Annotated in this window: 30 protein-coding genes and 1 pseudogene; 19 read left to right on the top strand and 12 right to left on the bottom strand. The window is 63.2% G+C overall.

Features of this window, described 5'->3' with window-relative positions; translation table 11 throughout:
- Positions 1-45: 45 nt before the first annotated feature.
- From KDD17_RS12455 to recO, 7 genes are all read left to right on the top strand, one after another.
- Positions 46-675: a LysE family translocator gene (locus tag KDD17_RS12455; protein ID WP_212703957.1), complete on the top strand. Its 630-nt coding sequence runs from the start codon at positions 46-48 to the stop codon at positions 673-675.
- Positions 672-1,076, top strand: a complete 405-nt coding sequence (gene acpS / locus KDD17_RS12450) for a holo-ACP synthase (protein ID WP_212703956.1) — start codon at positions 672-674, stop codon at positions 1,074-1,076. The genes KDD17_RS12455 and acpS overlap by 4 nt, the downstream gene beginning before the upstream one ends.
- Positions 1,077-1,131: 55 nt before the next feature.
- A complete protein-coding gene (lepB, locus tag KDD17_RS12445) occupies positions 1,132-1,968 on the top strand; it encodes a signal peptidase I (RefSeq protein WP_212703955.1) in 837 nt (278 codons plus the stop codon).
- Entirely contained in the window at positions 1,965-2,651 is a 687-nt protein-coding gene (gene rnc, locus KDD17_RS12440; protein ID WP_212703954.1) for a ribonuclease III, read from the top strand. The genes lepB and rnc overlap by 4 nt, the downstream gene beginning before the upstream one ends.
- Complete coding sequence (era, locus tag KDD17_RS12435) at positions 2,648-3,556, top strand: GTPase Era (protein WP_212703953.1); 909 nt, start codon at positions 2,648-2,650, stop codon at positions 3,554-3,556. Before rnc ends, era begins: the two co-directional genes overlap by 4 nt.
- A gap of 69 nt (positions 3,557-3,625) precedes the next feature.
- Complete coding sequence (locus KDD17_RS12430) at positions 3,626-3,943, top strand: DUF1491 family protein (RefSeq protein ID WP_212703952.1); 318 nt, start codon at positions 3,626-3,628, stop codon at positions 3,941-3,943.
- Positions 3,943-4,668 (top strand): DNA repair protein RecO, encoded by a 726-nt coding sequence (gene recO, locus KDD17_RS12425; RefSeq protein WP_212706233.1) that lies wholly within the window; start codon positions 3,943-3,945, stop codon positions 4,666-4,668. The genes KDD17_RS12430 and recO overlap by 1 nt, the downstream gene beginning before the upstream one ends.
- Here the strand turns inward: recO and KDD17_RS12420 are convergent.
- The 3 genes from KDD17_RS12420 to KDD17_RS12410 all read right to left on the bottom strand — a co-directional run bounded on the left by KDD17_RS12420 (position 4,652) and on the right by KDD17_RS12410 (position 7,455).
- Entirely contained in the window at positions 4,652-5,044 is a 393-nt protein-coding gene (locus KDD17_RS12420; RefSeq protein WP_212703951.1) for an META domain-containing protein, read from the bottom strand. The genes recO and KDD17_RS12420 overlap by 17 nt on opposite strands.
- The gene (locus KDD17_RS12415; protein ID WP_212703950.1) at positions 5,041-5,562 is read right to left on the bottom strand and encodes a TetR/AcrR family transcriptional regulator; all 522 of its coding nucleotides are present in this window, start codon (positions 5,560-5,562) and stop codon (positions 5,041-5,043) included. The genes KDD17_RS12420 and KDD17_RS12415 overlap by 4 nt, the downstream gene beginning before the upstream one ends.
- Before the next feature lie 210 nt (positions 5,563-5,772).
- Positions 5,773-7,455, bottom strand: coding sequence for an acyl-CoA dehydrogenase family protein (locus KDD17_RS12410; protein WP_212703949.1), 1,683 nt, complete (start codon positions 7,453-7,455; stop codon positions 5,773-5,775).
- Positions 7,456-7,599: 144 nt separating this feature from the next.
- Here KDD17_RS12410 and KDD17_RS12405 point away from each other — a divergent pair, with 144 nt between their 5' ends.
- Positions 7,600-8,367, top strand: coding sequence for a sulfite exporter TauE/SafE family protein (locus KDD17_RS12405; protein WP_212703948.1), 768 nt, complete (start codon positions 7,600-7,602; stop codon positions 8,365-8,367).
- Here the strand turns inward: KDD17_RS12405 and KDD17_RS12400 are convergent, their stop codons facing one another.
- Positions 8,368-8,721: a helix-turn-helix domain-containing protein gene (locus KDD17_RS12400; RefSeq protein ID WP_212703947.1), complete on the bottom strand. Its 354-nt coding sequence runs from the start codon at positions 8,719-8,721 to the stop codon at positions 8,368-8,370.
- 149 nt (positions 8,722-8,870) lie between these two features.
- Here KDD17_RS12400 and KDD17_RS12395 point away from each other — a divergent pair, with 149 nt between their 5' ends.
- Together KDD17_RS12395 and KDD17_RS12390 are read left to right on the top strand one after the other, a co-directional pair.
- Positions 8,871-9,779, top strand: coding sequence for a LysR family transcriptional regulator (locus KDD17_RS12395; protein WP_212703946.1), 909 nt, complete (start codon positions 8,871-8,873; stop codon positions 9,777-9,779).
- Positions 9,780-9,844: 65 nt separating this feature from the next.
- The gene (locus KDD17_RS12390) at positions 9,845-10,561 is read left to right on the top strand and encodes a hypothetical protein (RefSeq protein ID WP_212703945.1); all 717 of its coding nucleotides are present in this window, start codon (positions 9,845-9,847) and stop codon (positions 10,559-10,561) included.
- Between the two features lie 82 nt (positions 10,562-10,643).
- Here the strand turns inward: KDD17_RS12390 and KDD17_RS12385 are convergent, their stop codons facing one another.
- The gene (locus KDD17_RS12385; RefSeq protein WP_212703944.1) at positions 10,644-12,242 is read right to left on the bottom strand and encodes a phosphoenolpyruvate carboxykinase; all 1,599 of its coding nucleotides are present in this window, start codon (positions 12,240-12,242) and stop codon (positions 10,644-10,646) included.
- A 346-nt stretch (positions 12,243-12,588) separates the two neighbouring features.
- Here KDD17_RS12385 and KDD17_RS12380 point away from each other — a divergent pair, with 346 nt between their 5' ends.
- Genes KDD17_RS12380 through KDD17_RS12345 form a run of 8 tightly spaced genes read left to right on the top strand, consistent with a single transcriptional unit; the run spans position 12,589 to position 18,275 of the window.
- The gene (locus tag KDD17_RS12380) at positions 12,589-13,290 is read left to right on the top strand and encodes a response regulator transcription factor (RefSeq protein ID WP_212703943.1); all 702 of its coding nucleotides are present in this window, start codon (positions 12,589-12,591) and stop codon (positions 13,288-13,290) included.
- A 9-nt stretch (positions 13,291-13,299) separates the two neighbouring features.
- The gene (locus KDD17_RS12375; protein WP_212703942.1) at positions 13,300-15,021 is read left to right on the top strand and encodes a sensor histidine kinase; all 1,722 of its coding nucleotides are present in this window, start codon (positions 13,300-13,302) and stop codon (positions 15,019-15,021) included.
- Positions 15,022-15,024: 3 nt separating this feature from the next.
- The gene (locus KDD17_RS12370) at positions 15,025-15,441 is read left to right on the top strand and encodes an HPr kinase/phosphorylase (protein ID WP_212703941.1); all 417 of its coding nucleotides are present in this window, start codon (positions 15,025-15,027) and stop codon (positions 15,439-15,441) included.
- On the top strand, positions 15,438-16,334 hold the full coding sequence (gene rapZ / locus KDD17_RS12365; protein WP_212703940.1) for an RNase adapter RapZ: 897 nt from the start codon (positions 15,438-15,440) through the stop codon (positions 16,332-16,334). Before KDD17_RS12370 ends, rapZ begins: the two co-directional genes overlap by 4 nt.
- Positions 16,331-16,723, top strand: coding sequence for a PTS sugar transporter subunit IIA (locus tag KDD17_RS12360; RefSeq protein WP_212703939.1), 393 nt, complete (start codon positions 16,331-16,333; stop codon positions 16,721-16,723). Before rapZ ends, KDD17_RS12360 begins: the two co-directional genes overlap by 4 nt.
- 22 nt (positions 16,724-16,745) lie before the next feature.
- A complete protein-coding gene (locus tag KDD17_RS12355; protein WP_212703938.1) occupies positions 16,746-17,015 on the top strand; it encodes an HPr family phosphocarrier protein in 270 nt (89 codons plus the stop codon).
- 54 nt (positions 17,016-17,069) lie between these two features.
- Positions 17,070-17,939 (top strand): lysophospholipid acyltransferase family protein, encoded by an 870-nt coding sequence (locus KDD17_RS12350; protein ID WP_254796966.1) that lies wholly within the window; start codon positions 17,070-17,072, stop codon positions 17,937-17,939.
- A gap of 3 nt (positions 17,940-17,942) precedes the next feature.
- Positions 17,943-18,275 (top strand): VOC family protein, encoded by a 333-nt coding sequence (locus tag KDD17_RS12345; RefSeq protein WP_212703937.1) that lies wholly within the window; start codon positions 17,943-17,945, stop codon positions 18,273-18,275.
- On the opposite strand, the gene KDD17_RS12340 is transcribed toward KDD17_RS12345, so the two are convergent.
- Positions 18,272-19,147 carry a 3-hydroxybutyryl-CoA dehydrogenase gene (locus tag KDD17_RS12340; RefSeq protein ID WP_212703936.1) on the bottom strand — a complete coding sequence of 292 codons (876 nt, stop codon included), beginning with the start codon at positions 19,145-19,147 and terminating at the stop codon, positions 18,272-18,274. The genes KDD17_RS12345 and KDD17_RS12340 overlap by 4 nt on opposite strands.
- A 154-nt stretch (positions 19,148-19,301) precedes the next feature.
- Here KDD17_RS12340 and KDD17_RS12335 point away from each other — a divergent pair, with 154 nt between their 5' ends.
- Positions 19,302-20,129: a DUF6473 family protein gene (locus KDD17_RS12335; protein WP_212703935.1), complete on the top strand. Its 828-nt coding sequence runs from the start codon at positions 19,302-19,304 to the stop codon at positions 20,127-20,129.
- A 57-nt stretch (positions 20,130-20,186) separates the two neighbouring features.
- Here KDD17_RS12335 and KDD17_RS12330 read toward each other — a convergent pair whose 3' ends face one another.
- The 6 genes and pseudogenes from KDD17_RS12330 to KDD17_RS12305 all read right to left on the bottom strand — a co-directional run bounded on the left by KDD17_RS12330 (position 20,187) and on the right by KDD17_RS12305 (position 24,386).
- The gene (locus KDD17_RS12330; protein ID WP_212703934.1) at positions 20,187-21,116 is read right to left on the bottom strand and encodes an electron transfer flavoprotein subunit alpha/FixB family protein; all 930 of its coding nucleotides are present in this window, start codon (positions 21,114-21,116) and stop codon (positions 20,187-20,189) included.
- On the bottom strand, positions 21,116-21,874 hold the full coding sequence (locus KDD17_RS12325) for an electron transfer flavoprotein subunit beta/FixA family protein (protein ID WP_212703933.1): 759 nt from the start codon (positions 21,872-21,874) through the stop codon (positions 21,116-21,118). The genes KDD17_RS12330 and KDD17_RS12325 overlap by 1 nt, the downstream gene beginning before the upstream one ends.
- Positions 21,875-22,064: 190 nt before the next feature.
- On the bottom strand, positions 22,065-22,637 hold the full coding sequence (locus KDD17_RS12320) for a cob(I)yrinic acid a,c-diamide adenosyltransferase (RefSeq protein ID WP_212703932.1): 573 nt from the start codon (positions 22,635-22,637) through the stop codon (positions 22,065-22,067).
- A gap of 3 nt (positions 22,638-22,640) precedes the next feature.
- A complete protein-coding gene (locus KDD17_RS12315; protein WP_212703931.1) occupies positions 22,641-22,835 on the bottom strand; it encodes a twin transmembrane helix small protein in 195 nt (64 codons plus the stop codon).
- 60 nt (positions 22,836-22,895) lie between these two features.
- Positions 22,896-23,722, bottom strand: a pseudogene (locus KDD17_RS12310) (SDR family NAD(P)-dependent oxidoreductase).
- A 70-nt stretch (positions 23,723-23,792) separates the two neighbouring features.
- Positions 23,793-24,386 carry an SH3 domain-containing protein gene (locus KDD17_RS12305; RefSeq protein WP_212703930.1) on the bottom strand — a complete coding sequence of 198 codons (594 nt, stop codon included), beginning with the start codon at positions 24,384-24,386 and terminating at the stop codon, positions 23,793-23,795.
- Between the last annotated feature and the right edge of the window lie 197 nt (positions 24,387-24,583).

Here is a 24,583-nt window from a genome sequence, read left to right as displayed (position 1 = left end):
GACCGGAATTTTCGAAAATTCCGATGCCCGGTCGAGGGCGCGCGCGTGAGTGGCTATGAGCTTGCTCTGCTGTGGTTTGCGTGGGTTCTGGCGGGGGCGAGCCCCGGGCCGGCCACGTTGGGCATCGCGGGCACGTCGATGACACAGGGGCGGCGTGCGGGCGTGATCTTTGCCCTAGGTATCCTGTGCGGTGGGGCATTCTGGGGGATCGCCGCTGCGCTGGGGATGAGCGCGGTGATGGTCGCCAACGTCTGGGTGTTCGAGATCTTGCGCTATGCCGGGGCGGCCTATCTTTTGTATCTCGCCGTCAAATCGCTGCGATCTGCACTGCGGCGCCGCGCGCCCCTGGCGCCGCTATCGAAGGGTGCCGTCGCGGCGGGCCGCATCTTTGCCAAGGGTGCGCTGATCCACCTCACCAATCCCAAGGCGATCATCAGCTGGGGCGCCGTTTATGCGATTGCGCTGCCTGCGGGGTCAGCCCCCGCCGATCTGCTGTGGCTTTTCGGATTTCTGTACTCGGGCGGGATCGTCGTTTTTCTCGGCTATGCCGTGGCCTTTTCATCGGCCCGCGTCGTTGCTGCCTACACCCGTCTGCGGCGCTGGTTCGAGGGTGGCTTTGCGCTGCTGTTCGGGGCGGCGGGGATCAAGATCCTGACGGCGCGGATTGTCCCATGATTTTGGGCGTCGGCACGGATCTGGCCAATATCGAGCGCATCGCGGGCACGCTGGAGCGGTTCGGCGACCGGTTTCGCAACCGGGTGTTCACCGACATCGAACAGGCCAAGGCCGAGCGGCGGCGCGATGTGGCGGGCACCTACGCGAAACGCTGGGCAGCGAAGGAGGCGTGCTCCAAGGCGCTGGGCACCGGGCTGCGCATGGGCATCAGCTGGCGCGACATGGCGGTGAGCAACCTGCCCACCGGCCAACCGGTGATGGCCGTGACCGGCTGGGCCGCCGAGCGGTTGGCGCAGATGACGCCCGCGGGGCACGAGGCGATCATTCACGTGACATTGACAGATGATCACCCCTGGGCGCAGGCCTTTGTCGTGATTGAAGCGCGGCCGCTGGCGCCTTGACACCGCCCCGCCCCCTGCGCATGTAACCCCGAGCTAATCCAAGAGGACCGCCCAGATGGCAAAGACCGAAAAGAAGGGCAATGCGATTGTCGAAACCGTAAAAACGGTCGTCTACGCGTTGCTGATCGCCGGGGTGTTCCGAACGCTGTTTTTCCAGCCGTTCTGGATTCCCTCCGGGTCGATGAAGCAGACATTGCTGATCGGGGATTTCCTTTTCGTGAATAAGATGGCCTATGGCTATTCCTACGCCTCGTGTCCCAGCGTGATCCTGCCACGGTTTGGTATCAATCTGGACGCAAAAACACTGTGCGGCTGGGCCGATGGTGACAATACGCGCCTGTTCGGCGGGGAGCCCGAGCGCGGCGATGTCGTGGTGTTCCGCCATCCCGTCTCGGGGCGCGACTATATCAAGCGGCTCATCGGCCTGCCCGGCGACCGGGTGCAGATCACCAACGGTGTCATCACGCTGAACGGTGAGGTCGTCACCCAGACCCCCGACGGGCAATTCGACGAGCTGATGGAACTGCAGGGCCCGCAGGGCCTGCGCCCGCGCTGCGCCAATGGTGCGGTGGGGCAGGGCGGTACGTGCAGCAAGGAACGCGTGATCGAGACGTTGCCGAACGGGGTCAGCTATGCCGTGCTCAACATCGGGCCGCAGGCGTCGGACCGCACGGGCGTCTATACCGTGCCCGAGGGGCAGTATTTCTTCATGGGGGATAACCGCGACAACTCCGCCGACAGCCGTCTGGCGCAGACGGCGGGGGGCGTTGGGTTTGTGCCTTACGAAAATCTGATCGGGCGCGCGGACCGGATCATGTTCAGCTCGGCCGGGCGGTCGATGCTGTTCTTCTGGACGTGGCGCGGCGATCGTTTCTTCAAAGCGGTCAAGTGAAGCTGTCGGCGGAGCTTCGGGCGTTCGAGGGCCGACTGGGCCACCGGTTTGCCGCGCCGCATCTGCTGAGCGAAGCCGTGACCCACGCGTCTATGTCGACGCCCAACCGCGACGACAACCAGCGGCTGGAATTCCTGGGCGACCGGGTGCTGGGGCTGGTGATGGCCGAGGCGCTGCTGGACAAGGACCGCGCGGCAAGCGAGGGGCAGCTGGCGCCGCGCTTCAATGCGCTGGTGCGCAAGGAGACCTGCGCCGATGTGGCGCGGGAGATCGACATTGGTGCGGTGCTGCGGCTGGGGCGTTCGGAGATGTTGTCCGGCGGGCGGCGCAAGCAGGCGCTGCTGGGCGACGCGATGGAGGCGGTGATTGCCGCGGTCTATCTGGATGCGGGCTTTGACACGGCGCGCGAGATGATCCTGCGTCTATGGGGGGTGCGTATCGGATCGGTTGACGCGGACGCGCGCGACGCCAAGACGGCGTTGCAGGAATGGGCGCAGGCGCGCGGGCAGCAACCGCCCAGCTACGCGCTGGTCAAACGCAGCGGGCCGGATCACGCGCCGGTCTTCACGATTGCGGTCACGCTCGACAGCGGTGAGACGGCGCAGGCCAGCGGCAGCGCAAAGCGACAGGCGGAACAGGAAGCGGCCAAGGATCTCCTGGCCCGGATGGAGCAGGATACATGAGCACACGCGCGGGTTTTGTCGCCCTCATCGGAGAGCCCAACGCGGGCAAATCCACCCTGCTGAATCGCATGGTCGGCGCCAAGGTGTCGATCGTCACGCACAAGGTGCAGACCACCCGCGCGCGCATCCGGGGCGTGGCGATGGAGGGCGACAGCCAGATCGTGTTCGTCGACACGCCGGGCCTGTTCCAGCCGCGCCGCAGGCTCGACCGGGCGATGGTCGCGGCCGCCTGGGGCGGGGCGTCGGACGCGGATGTGATCGTTCTGCTGATCGAGGCGCATCGCGGGGTCACCGAAGGGGTCGAGCGCATCCTCGAAGGGCTGGCTGACGTGGGGCAGGGGCGCCGCGTGGCGCTGGCGATCAACAAGATCGACCGGGTCGAGGCGCCGCGCCTGCTGGCGTTGGTCCAGAAGATGAATGAACGGTTCACCTTTGCCGAGACCTTCATGATCTCCGCCGAGCGCGGCCACGGCTGCGATGATCTGCGCCGCTGGCTGGCGGCGGAGGTGCCCGAGGGCCCGTGGCTCTATCCCGAAGATCAGATCGCAGATCTGCCGATGCGCATGATAGCCGCAGAGATGACGCGCGAAAAGCTGACGCTGCGCCTGCATCAGGAGCTGCCCTACCAGATGACGGTAGAGACGGAGAACTGGGAGGAGCGCAAGGATGGCTCCGCCCGGATCGATCAGGTGATCTATGTCATGCGCGACGGGCACAAGGGCATCGTGCTGGGCCACAAGGGCGAGACGATCAAGGCGGTGAGCAAGGCCTCGCGCGAGGAGTTGACCGAATTTCTGGGGCGCAGGGTGCATCTGTTCTTGCAGGTGAAGGTGCGGCCCGGCTGGCTGGAAGAGAAAGAGCGCTATTCCGAGATGGGGTTGGAGTTTCGGGATGGGGATGGCTGAACCCTCTGGCGGGCGTACCAAGCCGAGAGGTTGGATAGGTATTTTTGAAAGGGTGCAGGGGGGCGCGGCGTGAGCCGTCTGACCGCGCGGTTCTGGGTGGATGCCTATCTGACGCGCTTGCGGCTCGCGGATATCCCCGCTTTTGTCGTGGCGCATGGGGATGACACGGCGGGGGCCGTTCTGGTGAAGCTCTCGACACTGGACGGGCGGGCGCGGCTGTTTCAGCGCGGGTTTGATCAGGGTGCCTGGGTTGTGTTGAGCGAGGGCGCGGAGCCGGAGGTGGATGCGGCAATCGCCCGGCAGCGTGGGTTTGATCCGGATCTGTGGGTCATCGAGGTCGAGGACCGCGCGGGGCGGCATTTGCTGGATGAGGACGGGCTTGCGTGATTGAGTGGCGCGATCAGGGGATCGTGCTGAGCGTGCGTCGGCACGGGGAGACGTCGGCCATTCTGGAGGTCTTTACGCCCGGGCACGGACGGCATGCGGGGATCGTCCGGGGAGGAACGTCGCGCAAGATTGCGCCTATCCTGCAGCCAGGTGCGCAGCTGGATCTGGCGTGGCGGGCGCGGTTGGAGGATCACATCGGGGCGTTCACCGTGGAGCCTGTGCGCAGCCGCGCGGCGCAGGCGATGGGGGACCGGCTGGCGCTGGCCGGGCTGAATGCGGTGACCGCGCTTGTGTCGTTTGCGTTGCCGGAGCGGGAGGCGCATGCGCCGCTTTACGCGCGCACCGAGGCGTTGCTGGATTTGCTGGGGCAGGGGGATCTGTGGCCGCTGGCCTACCTGCGTTGGGAGGTCGCACTGCTGGAAGAGCTGGGCTATGCGTTGGATCTGTCAGCCTGTGCTGTGACGGGGGCCGTCGACGGGCTGCGCTATGTCTCTCCCAAGTCGGGGCGCGCGGTGTCGGAGGCGGGCGCTGGGGAGTGGGCCGCCCGGCTGCTGCCCTTGCCAGATGTGCTGCGCGGGGTGGGCGATGCGCCTGATGCCGAGATCGCGCAGGCGTTTCGGACAACGGGCTATTTTCTGGAGGCGCATCTGGCCGCTGATCTGGGGGGCAAGACATTGCCCGAGGCGCGCGCGCGGTTTGTGGAGCGGTTCAGTCGCGGGCTTTGAAAAGCATGTTCAGCCCGTCGGTATTGGACAGGATTAGCGTGTCGTTTGCGATCTCAGAGAGGGTGGCGGCATCCAAGCCTTCGAAAAACGCGGCTTCTGACGCGAGATTGGGGCAGGCGCGTTTGGTGGCGGCGATCGGGCCTGCGTCAAACCACGGATAGGGTACGGTCATCGCACCCGAGTAGCTATTGCAGGGCGCGCTGCCTGCGATTTGCCCTTCCTCGGGAAAGGTGAGGGTCGCGGTTGCCGCGAAGGGCGCGCCATTTATTGCCTCCAGCACCCAGACGCGATCTGCACCGCCGTAGGCGCGCACGGTTTCATCCCCCTGACAGCCCCAAAGCGCCAGCAACAGGGCGGCGGCAGCGCCGGATTTCATGCAAGCGCCACAATCGTGTCGACAAGCGCGTCGAGGGCCGCGTGGGGGTCGCTGGTTGTGTGCAACTGCGGCAGGCCGATCAGGCTGGCAAGCAGCGCGTTGGCAAAGGCGGGATTGCGCAGGTCGAGCTGTTTGAGCAGATGGGCGAGATAGGTCAGCCGCTGCGCTTCAACCTCGCGCAGGGTCGCGGCGACGGCGGCGTCGCTGTGGGCCCAGACGCGCAACGCGGATTCGGTCGGATCGTCGAGGATGCTGCGCCCGAAGGCACGCAGGCGGGCATCGGGCGGTCCGTCGGCTTGCAGCATGTCCATCACCTCGGCCAGTGCTTTGGCGTGCCATTCGCGCAGGAGGGCGGCGTGAAAGGCCGGTACATCCTTGAAGTGCCAGTAGAATGACCCCTTTGTCGTGCCCAGGTGGCGCGCCAGGGGTTCGGCGGCAAGCGCCTTGGGCCCGGATTGCGCGAGCGCAAGAAATCCGGCGTCGATCCATTTTTCGGGAGAGAGACGTTGCGTTGCCATGGCTGTGAGGTAGCCACGGGCGGCATCGCTCACAAGGGGATTGCGTGCGTTTGGCGTATTTCAGCGCAGGGGAGACACAAAAAGGCGCCTGAAGGCGCCTTTTTGTGCGTTTAGCGCGAGATTACCCATGGATCCGGCGGGCGATGACCCGTTCGTGAATCTCGGTGTGCCGCCGGTCCGAAACGCTCCACTGGAGCGTTTCGCGCGGGGCTATCCAAGGATGCGGCGGGCGATGACTTGGGCCTGAATCTCGGCGGCACCCTCAAAGATGTTGAGGATGCGGGCGTCGCAGAGCACGCGGGAAATCTTGTATTCCAGCGCAAAGCCGTTGCCGCCGTGGATTTGCAGGCCGTTGTCGGCCGCCGCCCAGGCGACGCGGGCGCCCAGAAGTTTGGCCATCCCGGCCTCCACGTCACAGCGGCGACCCTGATCCTTCTCGAACGCCGAGAAATACGTCAGCTGGCGCGCCACCATGATCTCGACCGCCATCATTGCAAGTTTGGACGACACGCGCGGAAAGTTGATCAGCGCCTTGCCGAATTGCTTGCGGTCCTGCGCGTATTGCATCGAGATATCGAGCGCGGATTGTGCGACGCCCACGGCGCGCGCGGCGGTCTGGATACGCGCGCTCTCAAACGTCTCCATCAGCTGTTTGAAGCCTTTGCCCTCTTCCCCGCCGAGCAGGTTCTCCTCTTTGACTTCAAAGCCGTCAAAGCCCAGCTCGTATTCCTTCATGCCGCGGTAGCCAAGCACTTCGATCTCGCCGCCGGTCATGCCGGGGGTGGGGAAGGGATCTTCCTCGGTGCCGGGGGTTTTCTCGGCAAGGAACATCGACAGACCCTTGTAGTTGTCGGTGGCCGGATCGGTGCGCGCCAGCAGGGTCATGACCTGCGTGCGCGTGGCGTGGGTGATCCACGTCTTGTTTCCGGTGATCTTGTAGGTATCGCCGTCCTTGACCGCGCGGGTGCGCAAGCTGCCAAGATCGGAGCCGGTGTTCGGCTCTGTAAACACAGCCGTGGGCAGGGTTTCGGCGCTTGCCAGACGGGGCAGCCATTTCTGTTTTTGCTCTTCGGTGCCGCCGGCGATGATCAGTTCTGCCGCGATTTCGGATCGGGTGCCGAGCGAGCCGACACCGATGTAGCCGCGCGAGAGTTCTTCGGAGACGACGCACATGGACGCTTTGCTGAGGCCGAAACCGCCGTATTCTTCGGGGATGGTCAGGCCAAACACGCCCATTTCGGCCAGCTCCTCGATGACCTCCATGGGGATCAGTTCATCCTTGAGGTGCCAGTCGTGGGCAAAGGGTTCGACCTTTTCGACGGCGTAGCGGCGGAACTGGTCGCGGATCATCTCAAGCTCTTCGTCGAGGCCAGAGGCGCCGACGGTCGCGTTTGCCGCCTGTTCCTGCATCAGCGCGACAAGGCGGGTGCGGGCGGCTTGCGTGTTGCCTTGCTGCGTCAGCTTTTGGATCGCGGGTTCCATCAGGCCGCGCTGGTCTTCCTGGCTGAGGCCCAGATCCTGAAGGCGCACGATTTCGCCCTGGTTCATCTGGATGCCGCCATAGATCTGCCAGAGGTATTCGCCGAAGGCAATCTGGTGGATCAATGCTTCGGTCTCGCCGAATTTACCGTCGGCTTGAAGCGCTTCGGCCCAGTTTTGCATTTTGCGCAGCGATTGTTCGTAGGTGGCGAGCCACGCCAGCCCGTGGGCGGCGGTTTGATGCGCCTCGACAAGCCCGTTCGAGATGCGGCCATCTTCGGTGACCATCGCGCCGACGGTCTCTTTCGCGCGCGCGAGCAGCGCGGTGACGGGATCGACAGCGGCGCCGGTGAGCGCCAACAAGTCATCCAGCAGGACCGGTGCGTCGATATTCAGCTGTCCATCGTGTGCCATAGATTTGTATCCTTGTTCCGTTACCGCCCGCATAATCCCTTTGCAGGTGCAGCGCAACAAAGATACGTTTTGCTGCGGCAATTTGGACGAAAGTTTCGCGCTCGATTTTTCGTGCGGTCGCGTCTGCCCGTGGTACGTAGGGGCATGGAGAGTTTTTTCCCGCTATTTTCTCTAGCACAGCTCGGCTTTGCCGTCACGGTCGCCGTGGTCGCAGGGGTGGTGAAGGGGGTTGTCGGATTCGCCATGCCGCTTGTCTTGCTGTCGGGCCTGACGATCTTTGCCACGCCCGAGACCGCGTTGGCGGGGCTGATTCTGCCGACGCTGGTGACGAATGGCCAGCAGGCGCTGCGGCAGGGGCCGCGTGCGGCGCTGGCGTCGACAGCGCGGTTCTGGGTGTTTCTGCTGTGCGGCGGTGCGGCGTTGATCATCACGGCGCAGCTGGTGCGATCGATTCCCGCGACCACGATGATGGCGGTGATCGGCGTGCTGGTGACGCTGCTGACGGTGCTGCAACTGAGCGGCTGGCGCCCGCGACTCCCGCAGCGCTCGGTCCCGGTCGAGGCGACGGTGGGCACGGTGGCCGGTGCGATGGGCGGTGTGTCTGGGGTGTGGGGGCCACCGACGGTGCTGTATCTGACGGCAATCGGCACGGCGAAACACGACCAGATGCGGGTGCAGGGCGTGATCTATGGCCTGGGGGCGGTGGCGCTCTTGGGGGCGCATATCGCCTCGGGGGTTCTGCGCGCCGAGACGGTCTGGTTTTCCGCACTTTTGGTGCTGCCTGCCATGGCGGGATTGTGGTTGGGAGGGCAGGTGCTGGACCGGATCAATCAGGCGGTCTTTCGGCAGCTCACCCTTCTAGTGTTGCTGCTCGCCGGTCTCAACCTCGTCCGGCGCGGGTTTTTCGGCTGATCAGTTCTGCCGCGCGACGGTGATGCCAGAGACATCTTCGATGAAGGTTACGATTCGGCTCTTGATGCTGTCGTCCTTGATGGCGGCGAGGGCGCTGACGATCTGCATATTGGCATCGCGCGGCACTGAGGTTTCTTCCTGAAGCCCTTCGAAGAAATACGCCGGGCTGATGTCGAACATCTGCGCCAATTCGAAGAGGCGACTTGCCGCGATGCGATTCGATCCGATCTCGTACTTCTGGATCTGCTGGAACGACAGGCCAAGCCGGTTCGCTACATCGGTTTGCGACATCCGGCGCAGTGTCCGGATCTGTTTCAATTTCTGGCCGACGTGCGTGTCAACGGGATGAACCATCATAATAACCCTTGGTTGTGTCTGGCACGGTTGTCGGAAAATTCCGTTGACCGATCAATTGGATAGAAATTTTAATTTTTGGGAAAATTATTTACACGTAATGGGTGATATTTGTTGCATTAATGAGTGATTGATATAACAACCAATGCGTGAACCAGCAAAACGATATCCCCCTGCCGTCGGTCGACCGTGCCGCAACACCGGCCTTGCTGTACGAGATGATGCGGTCGTTCACCGTGTTGGCCCGCACGCTCAATCTGACGCAGGCCGTCGAGGCATTGGGCAGCACGCGGCAGACGGTCCGCCGCCATATCACGCAGCTTGAGACTGCGATGGGTGGCAAGCTTTTCGAGATTGAACACCGCCGCTACGGGCTGACCGAAGCGGGCACGCGCGCCCTGGCGCCGGCGCAGCGGCTGCTGGATCAGGGCGAGGTCTGGTATTCCGGCAACTTTGACGACGTTGGCGGCATGATGCGGTTCACCTACGACAGTGGCGCGGGCATGCAATATCTGCAGCAGGAAGTGCCGATGTCCGCCGTATGGTCCGGTCGATCCGATTTGCTGCGCACCGCCGTCAAGGCATGGACTCAGGCCGAAGGCATGCTGGAGGCGCCCGCGATGGATATCGTGCGCCCCTATGTGATGGGCTACCGTGAGATTTCGGACGGCTGGATTTGTGTCGAAGTGGGCGAGCGGTCGTTTTATTCGTCGTTCTTTGGATGGGCGCAGGCCCGCAGCAGCCTGGGGCGCAACCTCAATCAGTTTCCCGGCGGCGAGGCGATCGCGACGCTGGCGAACGCGCCGTTTCGGGAGATTACCGCGAATGCGGCGGTGCGGTTGGATCAGGTGATGACGCGCACGCGCTTTTCCCCTGAGGCTCCGCTGGAAACTGTGATTTTTGATCGTTTATTATTTGGGGTCAGGCTGCCGGACCAATCACCGGCAATCATATCGGTGGTGGACCGGCCCTGTGAGGTGAGGATCGAGGGCGTTCCCCAGAGCGCTCTCAAGGAGGTGCCAGACAAGGCCAGGGTGGATTTCGAAGTACCCGTATAAATTGTGGCAATTCTGTGGCTGTTTTCGTACTCTGTCCGAGTAACGGAAACAAAAGGCGATTCCAGATGACACTTTTGACCATGGAAACGGGCGACAGGTTTGTTGCCTCAAGTTCGGAAATCTTCAATCGCTACGGCATCCATCTCGAGATCGGCTATGATTTCGAAGAATATCGCAGCCTTCTGGCCGAGGCACGCCCCGATCATACCTTGGGCCTGCCCTTTGATCCGCGTCATCAGCCGATCACCACGGAAAACGCATTCTGGATCATCGGCCGGTCGATTGACCGGCGCATCGTGCACACGCAGGCGATGCGGCTGGTTGATCTGCAAGGGCTCAGCATGGGGGAGTATTTTTCCCGCAATTTCCGTGACTTCCCACCGTCCGTGCCCGGCTTGAATCTCGCGCATTCTCGCTGCCGGGTGGCACCCGCGCTGCGCCGGATCTACGGGACCTGCTGTTACGACGGGGAGTTCTGGATCGCGCCCGGTGAGGAATCCCTGCGCGGTCGCGGGGTCTCCTGCGTGCTGGGGCGCTATGGTTTCTACCAGGCGATGCAGCACTTTGACCCCGACATGATCATGGCGTTCATGGCCAATCCCGTTGCGATGAAGGGTCTGGCGGAGCGCACCGGCTGGATGCACACGATCCCCGGTGCCGTGCGCTGGGCCATCGACGGTATGCCCGAGCCAGTGGAGGGATTTATGGCCTACATGGAGCGTGACGATCTGCACTACGTGCTGGACCTGCCGCTCAAGGATCTGGTGGCTTTGGCGGCCTAGACCGTTAAAATTTTAACCTTTGCCCAAAAAAGTGGCCGCCGCCCGTGAGGGCAGCGGCCTTTTGCATGTGGTATTGTGTCGCTCAGCGAATAGCGGCGGCCTTCACGTCGTCGTCGATGAAGGGCATGTATTGCTCGAAATTCTCGGCGAACATGGTGACAAGCTTGCGCACCTGAGCATCGTATTCCTCGGCATCCGACCACGTGCGGCGCGGGTCGAGCAGGATATCGGCGACCCCTTCAACGGATACCGGCACATCAAAGCCGAAGTTCTCGTCGCGGCGGAACTTCCCCTTGAGCAGGGAGCCGTCCAGCGCCGCGGTCAGCAGCGCGCGGGTGGCACGGATCGGCATGCGCGAGCCGGTGCCGTAGGCGCCACCGGTCCAGCCGGTGTTGACCAGCCAGCAGGTCGCGCCATGCTCGGCGATCTTGTCGCGCAGCAGGTTGCCGTAGACCTCGGGCCTGCGCGGCATGAAGGGCGCGCCAAAACAGGTGGAGAACGTGGGCTCAGGCTCGGTCACGCCACGCTCTGTGCCCGCCACCTTGGAGGTGAAGCCCGACAGGAAATGATACATCGCCTGCGCCGGTGTCAGCTTGGCGATGGGGGGTAGGGTGCCGAAGGCATCGCAGGTCAGCATGATGATGTTCTTGGGGTGCCCGCCGGTCGCCTTGGCGCTGGCGTTCGAGATATAGTGCAGCGGATAGGCGCAGCGCATGTTGGCCGTCAGGCTGTCGTCGTCGAAATCCAGATCCTTCGTCTCGGGGTCGTAGATCATGTTTTCGATGACGGTGCCGAATTTCTCGGTCGTGGCGTAGATTTCGGGCTCCGCTTCGGGGCTCAGATTGATCGTCTTGGCATAGCAGCCGCCCTCGAAGTTGAAGGTGCCGTTGTTCGCCCAACCGTGCTCATCATCGCCGATCAGGATACGGCCCGGATCGGCCGAGAGCGTCGTCTTGCCCGTGCCCGACAGGCCAAAGAAGATCGCCGTGTCGACCGGATTGCCCGGCGCGTGGTTGGCCGAGCAGTGCATCGGCATGATGCCTTTTTCCGGCAGCATGTAGTTGAGCAGCGTAAAGATCGATTTCTTGTTCTCGCCCGCGTATTCGGTGCCGCCGATCAGGATCATCTTGCGCTCGAAATTCATCGCGATGACCGTGTCCGAGCGGCAGTCATGCTTGGCCGGGTCGGCCTTGAACGAGGGGCAGTTGATGACCGTGAAATCGGCGATGAAATCGTCGAGTTGGTCGCGCTCGGGGCGCCGCATCATGTGGCGGATGAACAGGCCATGCCACGCCAGTTCGGTCACGAAGCGTACGTTGATCGCGTGTTTGGGGTCCGCCCCGCCGACGAGGTCCTGCACGAAATACTCGCGGTCCTTCATGTGGGCAGTCATATCGGTGTAGAGCGCGTCAAAGCCTTGCGCGCTCATGGCGGCGTTGTTTTCCCACCAGATCGTGTCTTCGACATCCGCCGTGCGCACGACGTGCTTGTCCTTGGGGGAGCGGCCGGTGAATTTGCCGGTCGTGACCAGGAATGCGCCGCCCTTGCCCAGCGTCCCTTCGCCGCGCTTCAGGGCGGTTTCGATGATCGCGGGCTCTATCAGGTTGTAATGCACATCGCCGAGGCCCGTGATCCCCTGATCTTCCAGGCTGAATTTGGGATTTACCCGTCCGGTTTGCATGCAGTGTCTCCTGTAAGGTCCGCGTCGGATGCGTCGCGGTGTCGAGGCGGGCCAAAGCGGAACGCTCCGCGCGGCACGAATGCGCGCCTCATAGCATGACCATTTGGAAGATGAACACCCGGCTTGAGACTGTTTGCGCCACCAGCAGCAGCCTTTGGCGCGGGGGGCACAGCGCGCGGCACGCACGGCGCGCCATGTGAGGCAATTTAGCCATTCTGAAAGAAATTATGGCTGAAATGTGGCTACCGACCCGACCGATTCGCACTTTTATGTTGATTCGGGTCCGAAAGGAGTGATCAATGCCCAGAAAAACAACAAAACATTGAGCAGCACAAGGAAACAGGCAATGTCAAAAATTGCATTGGTCGACGACGACAGGAATATCCTGACGTCCGTCTCGATGACTCTTGAAGCCGAAGGTTTCGAGGTGGAAACCTATAACGATGGACAGGCAGCGCTGGACGCTTTCAACAAGCGTCTGCCCGACATGGCCGTTCTGGACATCAAGATGCCGCGCATGGACGGCATGGATCTGTTGCAGCGTCTGCGCCAGAAAACCGCGATGCCGGTGATCTTCCTGACGTCCAAGGACGACGAGATCGACGAGGTTCTGGGCCTGCGCATGGGCGCGGACGACTACGTCAAAAAACCTTTCTCCCAGCGTTTGCTGGTCGAACGCATCCGCGCGCTTCTGCGCCGTCAGGATGCCGTCGCCTCCGACGAGGTTGGCGAGACCGAAGAAACCAAGGTGATGGAGCGGGGCGATCTGCGCATGGATCCGCTGCGTCACGCGGTGTCGTGGAAGGGCAAGGATGTCTCGCTCACCGTGACGGAATTCCTGCTGTTGCAGGCGTTGGCCCAACGCCCCGGTTTCGTAAAATCCCGCGATCAGCTGATGGATGTGGCCTATGACGATCAGGTCTATGTCGACGACCGCACCATCGACAGCCACATCAAGCGCCTGCGCAAGAAGATGCGTTCCGCCGATGAGGAATTCTCCGCGATTGAGACGCTCTACGGCATCGGTTACAGATACAACGAAGAATAGACCGGTCCGATGGCACTGGCCGAAAGGAGTTTCGTGCGCGATCTGCCCCCCGCCAAAAGGGATGCCGATGTAGTTCTGGGCGACGATTGGGTCGCCCCGGACAATGCCGCACCGAATGAGATCCGGGCCCGCCGTGAGCGGCGCGGCCTGTTTTCCCTGCGCGCCTCTCCGCTCACGCGCAAGATCATCACGTTCAATCTGATCGCTTTGAATGTGCTGGTGGCGGGGATCCTCTATCTCAATTCCTCGCGCGACAGCCTCGCGGTGCAACGCGCCACATCGCTGGTGAGCGAAGCCGAGCTGATCGCCGATGTGATCGAGGCGCAACTGCCTCAGACGGGGCAGACCGATCTGGCCTCCGGTGCGGATGTGGATGTCGACCGCACTCTGGCCGGGCTTGATTTGCGGTCGGGCATTCAGGTGCTTGTCTACGATCCCGAGGGCGCCCTGATTACCAAATATGAGGCGCAGGTCGATCCGGCGGCGCTGGCGCGTCAGGCCGAAGAGGGCAACAAGACGATCCTGACCGACGGGTTGAGCTGGCTGTGGAATACAATCTCGGCTCCGTTCAGCTGGGCAGACGACGCGCCGCAAACCATTCAGGATCGCCTCAAGCCGGTAATCGCGGCGACATTCGCCAATGGTCCGCAGATCAAGGAAGAGCGGGACGATAACGGCGCAACGCTGATCGCCGTGGCCACCCCGATCGAGCAGGCAGGCACCGCCGTGGGCGCCATCGCCATCGCCTCCGCCAGTGGCGAGATCGACCGCCTTGTGCGCACCGAGCGTGAGCGCGTGTTGCAGATGTTCATTATCGCGACGCTCGTGTCCATCGGTCTGAGCCTTGTGCTCGCCTCGACCATCGCAAATCCGCTGGCCGATCTGGCCGCCGCCGCCGAGCTGGGCCGCGACAAGAACGCGCGCAAGATGAACCCCGGACGCATCCGCATCCCCGATCTGACCGGCCGCCCGGACGAGATTGGCCGCCTGTCCGGCGCGCTGCGGGGCATGATCTCGGCGCTCTACAACCGGATCGACGGGAACGAACAATTTGCCGCCGATGTGGCGCATGAAATCAAGAATCCGCTGGCCTCGCTCCGCTCTGCCGTGGGCACGCTGCGCATGGTCAAACGTGACGATCAGCGCGAAAAGCTGCTGGATGTGATCGACCATGACGTGCGTCGGCTGGACCGGCTGGTCAGCGACATCTCCAACGCCTCGCGCCTCGACAGTGAGCTGGTCAAGGAGGAGGAAGAACCGTTCGATCTGATGGTCATGCTGGGCAATCTGGGTCAGTATCTGGGCGAGGATGCCAAGGGCAAAGGCATTGATTTCATCGTCGATCTGCCGCGCAACCCGATCACCGTGCACGGGCTTGAGGCGCGGCTGGCGCAGGTGTTCGTGAACCTCATCACCAACGCGATTTCCTTTTGTGAGGACGGCGATGCGATCCGCGTCTGGGCGCGCAAGCGCGACAATCGCGTGTTGGTCGTGGTCGAGGATACCGGCCCCGGTATCCCCGATCAGGCGCTCTCGAAGATCTTCAAACGGTTCTACAGCCAGCGTCCCGAAGAGCATTTTGGCAATAACTCCGGCCTTGGCCTCGCGATCTCGAAACAGATCGTCGAGGCGCACGGCGGGGTAATCTGGGCCGAGAATATCCGCCCCACCGACGCCGATCCGATTTCAGAGCCGCTGGGCGCGCGGTTTGTCGTCGGCCTGCCGATCTAGGCTGTGACCCCGCACGCCACCTGTGTCGCCGTGGATGGGGCAGGGGTGTTGATCCTGGGTCCGTCGGGCAGTGGCAAATCCGCGCTGGCCCTTTCACTGATGGCGATGGGGGCAACCCTCGTGGCTGACGACCGCACGACGCTGAGCGCCAGTGAGGGCACACTCTGGGCCGAACCACCCGCAACCATCGCCGGGCTGATCGAGGCGCGCGGCGTGGGGCTTTTGCGGGTGCTGCATTTGCCGCGGGCACCACTGCACCTAGCGGTGGATCTGTCACAGACCGAAACCGACCGGCTGCCGCCGCAGCGCAGCGTGAAATTCATGGACATCACGCTGCCGTGTCTGCACAAGGTTGACGCACCCCATTTTGCGGCGGCCATTCATGCCTATCTAAGGGGCAGCAGAGCAGAGGAGCCATGAGCGAACACGCGGCAGGACAAAAGCGCATCGTCTTTGTGACCGGGCCGTCGGGCGCCGGGCGCTCCTCTGCGCTCAATGTGCTGGAGGATGCGGGATTCGAGGTGATCGACAACCTGCCGCTGCGCCTGCTGCCGACCTTGCTGCAAGAGGCGGATCAGGCGCGCCCGATGGCGCTGGGGATCGACGCGCGCAACCGCGATTTCTCGACCAATTCGGTGATTGACCTGCTGGGCCGTCTTGCCACCCGCGAAGGGGTCGTGGCGGAGCTGTTGTTCCTCGATTGTAGCACGGACGTGCTGCTGCGCCGGTTCTCCGAGACGCGGCGCCGTCATCCCATGGCCCCCGCCGACCGCCCCGCCGAAGGGATTGAGGCAGAGCAGGATCTGCTTGCCCCCCTGCGCGCGCGTGCCGATGTGCTGATCGACACCACGGACCTGAACGTGCACGAATTGCGCGCCGAGGTGGAGCAATGGTTCGCCCCGGGTGGCAAGCGGCACCTCGCGGTCACGGTGCAGTCGTTTTCCTACAAACGCGGCCTGCCGCGCTCGGTCGATATGGTCTACGACTGCCGCTTTCTGAAAAACCCCTATTGGGTGCCGTCGCTGCGCGCGCTGAACGGCACGGATGACGCTGTGGCAGCCCATGTCGCCAGCGATCCGCGCTACGCCGATTTTGCGCAACAGGTGCTGGATCTGAGCCTGCTGATCCTGCCCGCCTGTCGCGAAGAGGGTAAAAGCCATTTCTCAATCGCCTTTGGGTGTACCGGCGGGCAGCATCGCTCGGTCACACTGGCCGAAGCGCACGCTTTGCGCCTTGCGCAGGCGGGCTGGCAGGTGTCAATTAGACACCGTGAGATTGCTGCACGGCAGCGTGAGGGAGGGAGCACAGCGTGATCGGGATCGTGATCGTGGCCCATGGCGGATTGGCGCGGGAATATCTCGCGGCGATCGAGCATGTGGTGGGATCCCAGAACGGTGTGCGCGCGATCGAAATCCGCGCGGACCATGACCGCAGCGCCAAGGAACGTGAGATTTGCGAGGCCGCCGATGCCGTGGATACCGGCGCGGGCGTGGTTGTCGTGACCGACCTTTACGGCGGCTCCCCCTCCAACCTCAGCCTGCTGGCGTGCAAGCCTGCCGGGCGGCGCATCCTCTACGGAGCGAACCTGCCGATGTTGATCAAACTGGCGAAAAGCCGCCACAAGCCCCTTGCGGATGCGGTGCGCGCGGCGCTCGAGGCCGGCAAGAAATACATCGACGCGCAGAACGTCTCAGCCGAATAGACCCCCCGAAAAAGAGGCCGCCATGCCGCGTATCACGCTGGAAATCGTCAACGAAAAGGGGCTGCACGCCCGTGCCTCTGCCAAACTGGTTGAGGTCGTCGAGGGATTCGATGCCTCCGCCGAGGTCAGCAAGGACGGCGAGAGCGCATCGGGCGACAGTATCATGGGGCTTTTGATGTTGGCAGCGGCCAAGGGAAGCTTTATTGACATTGAGACGTCTGGTCCCGATGCCGAGGCCCTGGCGGATGCGCTCACCGCGTTGGTGGCCGACAAATTCGGGGAAGGCATGTGACCCGCGCACGGTAACGAGAACGAGGACGCTCAAGTGGTCGATAAGACGCAGCACATAAGTGCCCGCGAGGCGCGCGCCCCGGCGGACGAGACGATCTCATTTACAAAATACGACCGCCGCAGCCTTTCCTATGCCTCGACCTTTGAGGATCCGGTCAAGCAGCGGATCATTTCCGGGATCGAATGGGTTAGCGGAAAAGTCAGCGTGCTGCGCATGATCCGCAAATTCGAACGTCGGGGCGCGCCCAAGGGGCAGGCGTTCTGGCGGGCGGCGCTCGACACCATGGGCATTGAACTGCAAACCCCGCAGGCGCAATTGGATCTGATCCCCCGCGACGGGCCTGTCATTGTGGTCGCAAACCATCCGCACGGCATGGTCGACGGCATGATCTTTGCCGATCTGATCGGACGGGTGCGCCCGGACTACCGTATCCTCACGCGCTCGCTTCTGACGTCGATTGATGAGGTCGCGGGCAGCTACATGATCCCGGTGCCGTTTCCCCATGACCCCGACGCGCAGCGCAAAGGCGTCGAGATGCGGGCCAAGGCGATGGCCCATCTGAAGGAAGGCGGCGTCGTGGCGCTGTTCCCCTCCGGCGTGGTTGCCGCGTCCGAGACGTGGTGGGGCCCGGCGGTTGAGGCGGAATGGAACGTCTTTACCGCCAAGATGATCCGCCGTTCGGGGGCGACGGTCGTGCCGATCCGCTTTCCGGGGCAGAATTCACGCGCCTACCAGATCGCCAACAAACTCTCCCCGATGCTGCGCCAGGGCCTTTTGCTGCACGAGATCGTGCACAGCTGCAACAAGCCGCAGGCGCCCGTCGTGGGCGCGCCCATCGACCCGGCCGAGATTGACGCGCGCGCCGACGATCCGCGCGGTTTCATGGCGTGGCTGCGCGCGCATACGCTGGCGCTCAAGGGCTGATCATTGGCCGTTACGGCGATCCTGGCCAATCTGTCATGCACCGACATTGACGTGAGTGCCGCATGGTACGCCCATCTTTTTGGCCGCGAGGCGGATGCCAGCCCGATGGAGGGGCTGCGCGAATGGTATCTGGGGCCAGAGGCGGGATTTCAGCTTTTTGCCGGCGGTGCCGGTGTGGGAAGCGGCACGCTGACCCTGCGGGTCACGCTGCTGGATGCCGAACTGTTGCGGCTGGGAATTGCCAGCGCGGAAGAGATCGAGCAGGGCGCGCACACGCGGTTTCTGCGGCTCAAGGATCCTGACGGCAATCTGGTGGTGCTGGTCGAGAGCGCCTAGCGCGTCGGCACCGGCACATCGCCGCGGTAGTCGTAGAATCCGCGCTTGGACTTGCGGCCCAGCCACCCGGCCTCGACATATTTGGTGAGCAGGGGGCAGGGGCGGTATTTGGTGTCTGCCAGCCCGTCGTGCAGCACGTTCATGATCGCCAGACAGGTATCGAGGCCGATGAAATCCGCAAGCTCTAGCGGGCCCATCGGATGATTGGCGCCGAGCTTCATCGAGCTGTCGATGGATTCGACCGACCCGACCCCTTCATACAGCGTATACACCGCCTCGTTGATCATCGGCATCAGGATGCGGTTGACGATGAAGGCCGGGAAATCCTCCGCGCTGGCGGCGGTCTTGTTCAGGCGCGCGACCACCTCGCGGCAGGCGTTGAACGTCGGCTCATCCGTGGCGATCCCGCGAATAAGCTCGACCAGCTGCATCACCGGCACGGGGTTCATGAAATGGAACCCCATGAATTTCTCGGGCCGGTCCGTGCGGCTGGCCAGACGGGTGATCGAGATCGACGAGGTATTCGAGGTCAGGATCGTCTCTGGCTTGAGCGCGGGCAACAGGTCTTCGAATATCGCCTGTTTGACAGTTTCGCGCTCGGTCGCCGCCTCGATGATCAGATCAGAGCTGCCGAGATCGGTCAGCGTTGTCGTGGTCTTGATCCGGGCGAGGGCCGCTTCCATGTCGTCCTCGGCGATTTTGCCACGCCCGACCTGACGGGACATATTGGCGCGCATCGCCTCCATCGCGCGAGAAAGAGCATCGTCACTGATGTCATTGAGCATGACGTCATAGCCCGCAAGGGACATCACATGCGCGATCCCGTTACCCATCTGGCCCGCGCCCACGATCCCGACTGTCTGGATTTCCATGCTCTGCCCTTTCACGTTTGCGCCACCTTACGGCGCACCCGCAACGCGCCGCAAGGCCCCATGATTGTATCAAGCTTTCGCAAAACCCGCCGTTTAAGCGAATCGTAAGGGCCCCTCGGTGAGAGTGAGGATGGGTGAAAATGAGGTGGGTGTAATGACCTGTGATGTACTGGGGCCGCAGGCCCTTGACTATATGCCGTGCGCGTATGGCGCGTCGCGGCTGCGGTTCCGGGGGCCTGCGCGCCCGACGGATGGGCGGTTTACGGCGTTCATGGGCGGGGCGCTGACCTACGGCAGCTTTATCGAACGTCCCTTTCCGATGTGCGTGGAACACGGCAACGGGGTGGTGTCGGTCAATCTGGGTCAGCCGACGATGGGGGTTGATATGCTGCTGCGCGATCCAGCGATCCCTCAGCTGGCCGGGGCGGCGGCAGTGACCGTGATCGAGGTGCCCGGCGCCATCAATCTAAGCAACAACTACTACCGTGTGCATCCGCGTCGCAACGACCGCTTCGTGCAGGCCGCGCCGGTGCTGCGCAGGCTCTACCCGGACGTGGATTTTGCGCGGTTTCATTTCACGCAGCATCTGACGCAGTTCCTCAGGCGGCATGATCCGGAAAGGTTCGAATTGGTGGCAAAATCGCTGCAACGCGCGTGGCAGCGCCGGATGTCCACGCTGCTGGACGCCGTGGCGGGGCCTGCGGTCCTGCTCTGGCTGGGGGAGGGGGCGCCGCCCGCGCGTGGCGGGCTGAGCGGATCGGGGATGCCGCCACTGGTCAGCGCCGCCATGCTCGACGCGCTCACGCCTGCCTGCGCGGCGCAGGTGCAGATAACCTATGATGCGCCTGACGGGCAGACGGACGGAAAGCTGTTTGATGCGACGCAGGAAAGGGCGGCGGGGCGTCTGCCTGGGCCGCAGGTGCATGAGCACATCGCGCGCACCCTTGTTCCGGTGATTGACGATCTGATGATCCGCGCATGAAAAAAGCCCCACCCGACGTGTGTCGGATGGGGCCTGATATCCGCCGTCTTGAGGCGATCAGCCGAGCTTTTCTGTCAGCTCGGGCACGGCTTCGAACAGATCGGCAACGAGGCCGTAGTCGGCAACTTGAAAGATTGGCGCCTCTTCGTCCTTGTTGATCGCGACGATGATCTTGCTGTCTTTCATACCGGCAAGGTGCTGGATCGCACCGGAGATGCCGACAGCGACATAGAGATCGGGGGCGACGACCTTGCCGGTCTGGCCGACCTGCCAGTCGTTGGGCGCGTAGCCCGAATCGACCGCCGCGCGCGATGCACCGACGGCGGCGCCCAGCTTGTCCGCCAGTTTTTCGATCATGGCAAAGTCTTCTTCGGAGCCGACACCGCGACCGCCGGAGACAACGACACCAGCCGATGTGAGCTCGGGGCGATCGCTTTCGGCGACCTTGTCCTCGACCCAGCTCGACAGACCGGGATCGGCTGCCGCGCTCACCGTCTCGACCGAAGCGGAGCCGCCTTCACCCGCCGCGTCAAAGGAGGCGCCACGGAAGGTGACGACCTTTTTCGCGTCGGAGGATTTCACGGTCTGGATCGCGTTGCCCGCGTAGATCGGACGCTCGAATGTGCTGCCATCAACCACGCCGGAGGCGTCGGAGATGATCATCACGTCCAGCAGGGCTGCCACGCGGGGCATGACGTTCTTGGCATCGGTCGTCGCCGGGGCGACGATGTGCTCATAGTCATCCGCCAGCGACACGATCAGCGCCGCCGTGGATTCCGCCAGGCGGTGGCCAAGGCTTGCATCCTCGGCGACGAGCACTTTTGCCACGCCGTCGATCTTTGCGGCCGCGTCACCCGCTGCCGCGGCAGAGCCACCGGCGCACAGCACGGTCACTTCGCCCAGTTGCACGGCCGCTGTCACGGCCTTGGCGGTGGCGTCCATCGCCAGTTCGCCGTCGTTCACTTCTGCAAGGAGGAGTACAGCCATTACACGGCCCCCGCTTCTTTGAGTTTCGAGACAAGTTCATCGACCGAGCCAACCTTGATACCGGCGGCACGCGCGGCGGGTTCTTCGGTTTTCAGGATTTCGAGCCGGGGCGCGATTTCCACGCCGTAGTCGCTGGGTGTTTTTTCATCCAACGGCTTTTTCTTGGCCTTCATGATGTTGGGCAGCGAGGCATAGCGCGGCTCGTTCAGACGCAGATCGACTGTCACAACTGTGGGCATCGCCACTTCGATCGTCTGCAAACCGCCGTCCACTTCCCGTGTGACCTTGGCCTTGTCGCCCGCAATCTCGACTTCGGAGGCGAAGGTTGCCTGGCTCCAGCCCATGAGGGCGGCGAGCATCTGGCCGGTCGCGTTCATGTCATTGTCGATCGCCTGCTTGCCGCAGAGCACGAGGCCGGGCTGCTCTTCGTCCACGACGCCCTTGAGGATCTTGGCGACGGTCAGCGGCTCAATGTCCTGGTGCACGTCATCGGTGGCCACGATCAGGATCGCGCGGTCGGCACCCATGGCGAGGGCGGTGCGCAGGGTTTCCTGGCTTTGCTTGACGCCGATGGAGACGACGACGACCTCATCGGCCTGGCCCGCTTCCTTGAGGCGGATGGCCTGCTCGACGGAAATCTCGTCGAAGGGGTTCATCGACATTTTGACGTTGGCAAGATCGACGCCGGAACCGTCCGCTTTGACGCGAACCTTCACGTTGTAGTCGATCACGCGTTTGACAGGTACAAGCACCTTCATGAGCGGGTCTCTCCTTGGGTTGCGACGCGGCCCGTGCGGGCGCGTTCTCGTTAATCTAGCCCTGTTTAACGAAGCGGCGCGCCGCAAAATAGGGCAAAACCGCCATCTGCGACACTGCGCACGTCACGTAACGGTCGTTTCGGCGGGGTTTGCGCCCGCGATTGCATGCGCGCTGACCGCTTAAAAACCCCTAGCGGTTGGCGCCCGGAATCCACAGGACATCATCCTTGCCGCCGTTGTTGGCGACGCGGGCGGCGACAAAAAACCAGTCGCTGAGGCGGTTGAGGTAGGTGACCGCGGCCGCGTTCACGCTCTCGCGGGTGCCAAGGGCCGTTGCCAACCGCTCCGCGCGCCGTGCCACGGTACGGCAGACGTGCAGATGTGCGGCCAGTTCGGCCCCGCCCGGCAGGATGAAACTGCGCAGCGGCTCAAGATTGGCGTTCATCACGTCGATCTCGGCTTCCAGCCGGTCAACCTGCGCGTCCGCCATGCGCAGCGGCGGGTATTCAGCCTCGGCGTCTTTTTCCATGTCGGGGCGGCACAAATCGGCGCCCAGATCGAACAGATCATTCTGGATGCGTGACAGGGCCTCGTCGGTCTCTCCCTCCGCGTGCAGGCGCGCGACGCCGACAAAGCAGTTCAGTTCATCCGCCGTGCCATAGGCTTCGACCCGCGTGTCGTGCTTGGCGATTCGCTCCCCGTTGCCGAGTGCGGTATCGCCCTTGTCGCCGGTGCGGGTGTAAATCTTGTTGAGAACGACCATGATCTAGCTCCGCGTAAAGACGTAGATCGCGATCAGCACGACCGCGAGGAACTGCAAACCGATCCGCCAGCGCATCAACTTGTTGGAATTCTGGGCGTTGAATTTGCCGCCTTTGGCAAATCCGCCAAGCCCCATCATCAGTACCACGACAACCGCCAGCACGGCGATGACGATGAGAATGAAAAACGGATCTGACATGGGGTCTCCTTGGGGTTGGCTGGATGGGGATGTAGCGGGGCGCGCAGGCTCGGCAACCCCCTAGCGGCTCATCACGCGGTCCAGCGCGCGGGTGCTGAGCAACCGGCGCAGCGTGCCTGCGATATGCGTCGGGGTCGTGACATAGTAGCGCGCGCGCGGGCGGCGGCTCTCGACGGCGTGGATCAGCTTTTTGACGACCGCCTCGGGGGCAGTTCGAATTTGTCGGGGCCCGTATCGGCATAAAGCCGGGGGCCAAGCTCGGCCTCGTATTGCGCGGCGCGAGGAGAGTTTTCCCAATCGATCCAGCGCTCGAAATGCGCGATCGAATTATGCCGGATGCGCGAGGTGATCGGCCCGGGCTCGATCAGGATGGGGTGGACGCCCGTGCCGCGCATCTCAAGGCGCAGCGTGTCGGTCAGCCCTTCGAGCGCGAATTTCGTGGCGTTATAGGCCCCGCGCCATGGCAGCGCGACCAGACCCAGCACGGACGAGCATTGCACGATCCGACCCGATCCTTGCGCGCGCATCACCGGGATCACGGCATTGGTCAGCGTGTGCCAGCCAAAGAAATTCGCCTCGAAAATCTCGCGCAGCGCCTGCGTCGGCAGATCCTCCACCGCACCGGGGGTGCCATGGGCGCCGTTGTTGAACAGCGCGTCCAGCGTGCCGCCCGTTGCCTCCAGCACGTCCGCGAGCGCGGTGATGATGCTGTCGGCATCGGTGTAATCCAGTTGCGGGCTCTCAAACCCCTCGTCGCGCAGGCGCGCACAATCCAGTTCCTGTCGGCAGGCCGCAAACACCCGCCAGCCGCGCGCGCGCAGACCGTGCGCTGCCGCATAGCCGATGCCCGAAGAGCAGCCGGTGATCAATATGCTAGGTGTCGACATGAAAAAGGCCCCGCATTGTGCGAGGCCTCACTGGCGCGTTTTCGGGGCGTTTGCAATCGCTGCGCGCGAATCAGCCGGAGGTGAGCAGGAATTCGGCCATCCAGCCTTCGGTGCCACCGTTCACGGCTTCCATCAGGACCCAGCCGTTGCCGTTGTCCTCGAGCACACGCACCGCGTCGCCGCGCGTCAGCTTGCCAACAACGCCGTAATCCGTGCTGGGACCGCCGCGCACGTTCACGCGGTTGCCGGAGACCTCGCGAATGTCGCCGCGTGGCGCCTCGGGCGTGGTGGCGATCAGGCTCGGAAGGATGATCTGCGGCGACTCTTCAGTGGCATTTGCATCACCCTGATCAAGGGCAACCGGCGTGATCTGAACATCGTTATTTCCCGGCGTGGCCGTGATTTTTGAAGCGTCGGGGGCGGTAGCGGCTTCTGTCGCGTCCTGAAGGTTGGTCAGGTTGAGGGCGACACGGGTTACTTGCGGCTCAGGCGCAACCGCTGCGGTCCGGGTGATCCCGATCTTGGGGGCGGGGGCCGCCTCTGCCGTCGCGACAGGTGCTTGCGCCTCGATCCGTGCGCTTGCGGGCTCGAACTCGGAGCCGCCGCTCATCTCGTAGAAAGCGAATGCCAGAAAGGCAAAGGTCAAACCGATAAACGTTTTCATAATTGATCTCCCGCAGACATCTCAGAAACGGAACGCGCCGCTTCCCCCAAAAGTTCAATAAACCAGGAATTGATATTTTTTGAGGGGAAAAACCAAGAAAGTTGACTCGTCACTGAATCGCCACGCTTTCGCGTTCGCGGCGAGGCAGGAGCGCAAACACCCGCTTGTCGCCGCAAAGGCCCGGCGCTAGACAAGGG

Origin of the sequence: Sulfitobacter albidus (genome assembly GCF_018200035.1) — a bacterium.
Classification (GTDB): Bacteria; Pseudomonadota; Alphaproteobacteria; order Rhodobacterales; family Rhodobacteraceae; genus Sulfitobacter; species Sulfitobacter albidus.
Note: the sequence above shows the minus strand (reverse complement) of the source record. Positions and strands in the feature narration are given on the sequence as shown.

Bases quoted from the DNA above. Each gene is read 5' to 3' on its own strand.
- acpS (WP_212703956.1), top strand. From the start codon at position 672: ATGATTTTGGGCGTCGGCACGGATCTGGCCAATATCGAGCGCATCGCG.
- lepB (WP_212703955.1), top strand. From the start codon at position 1,132: ATGGCAAAGACCGAAAAGAAGGGCAATGCGATTGTCGAAACCGTAAAA.
- era (WP_212703953.1), top strand. From the start codon at position 2,648: ATGAGCACACGCGCGGGTTTTGTCGCCCTCATCGGAGAGCCCAACGCG.
- KDD17_RS12420 (WP_212703951.1), bottom strand. From the start codon at position 5,044: ATGAAATCCGGCGCTGCCGCCGCCCTGTTGCTGGCGCTTTGGGGCTGT.
- KDD17_RS12415 (WP_212703950.1), bottom strand. From the start codon at position 5,562: ATGGCAACGCAACGTCTCTCTCCCGAAAAATGGATCGACGCCGGATTT.
- KDD17_RS12410 (WP_212703949.1), bottom strand. From the start codon at position 7,455: ATGGCACACGATGGACAGCTGAATATCGACGCACCGGTCCTGCTGGAT.
- KDD17_RS12405 (WP_212703948.1), top strand. From the start codon at position 7,600: ATGGAGAGTTTTTTCCCGCTATTTTCTCTAGCACAGCTCGGCTTTGCC.
- KDD17_RS12400 (WP_212703947.1), bottom strand. From the start codon at position 8,721: ATGGTTCATCCCGTTGACACGCACGTCGGCCAGAAATTGAAACAGATC.
- KDD17_RS12390 (WP_212703945.1), top strand. From the start codon at position 9,845: ATGACACTTTTGACCATGGAAACGGGCGACAGGTTTGTTGCCTCAAGT.
- KDD17_RS12385 (WP_212703944.1), bottom strand. From the start codon at position 12,242: ATGCAAACCGGACGGGTAAATCCCAAATTCAGCCTGGAAGATCAGGGG.
- KDD17_RS12380 (WP_212703943.1), top strand. From the start codon at position 12,589: ATGTCAAAAATTGCATTGGTCGACGACGACAGGAATATCCTGACGTCC.
- KDD17_RS12375 (WP_212703942.1), top strand. From the start codon at position 13,300: ATGGCACTGGCCGAAAGGAGTTTCGTGCGCGATCTGCCCCCCGCCAAA.
- rapZ (WP_212703940.1), top strand. From the start codon at position 15,438: ATGAGCGAACACGCGGCAGGACAAAAGCGCATCGTCTTTGTGACCGGG.
- KDD17_RS12355 (WP_212703938.1), top strand. From the start codon at position 16,746: ATGCCGCGTATCACGCTGGAAATCGTCAACGAAAAGGGGCTGCACGCC.
- KDD17_RS12340 (WP_212703936.1), bottom strand. From the start codon at position 19,147: ATGGAAATCCAGACAGTCGGGATCGTGGGCGCGGGCCAGATGGGTAAC.
- KDD17_RS12335 (WP_212703935.1), top strand. From the start codon at position 19,302: ATGACCTGTGATGTACTGGGGCCGCAGGCCCTTGACTATATGCCGTGC.
- KDD17_RS12330 (WP_212703934.1), bottom strand. From the start codon at position 21,116: ATGGCTGTACTCCTCCTTGCAGAAGTGAACGACGGCGAACTGGCGATG.
- KDD17_RS12325 (WP_212703933.1), bottom strand. From the start codon at position 21,874: ATGAAGGTGCTTGTACCTGTCAAACGCGTGATCGACTACAACGTGAAG.
- KDD17_RS12320 (WP_212703932.1), bottom strand. From the start codon at position 22,637: ATGGTCGTTCTCAACAAGATTTACACCCGCACCGGCGACAAGGGCGAT.
- KDD17_RS12315 (WP_212703931.1), bottom strand. From the start codon at position 22,835: ATGTCAGATCCGTTTTTCATTCTCATCGTCATCGCCGTGCTGGCGGTT.
- KDD17_RS12305 (WP_212703930.1), bottom strand. From the start codon at position 24,386: ATGAAAACGTTTATCGGTTTGACCTTTGCCTTTCTGGCATTCGCTTTC.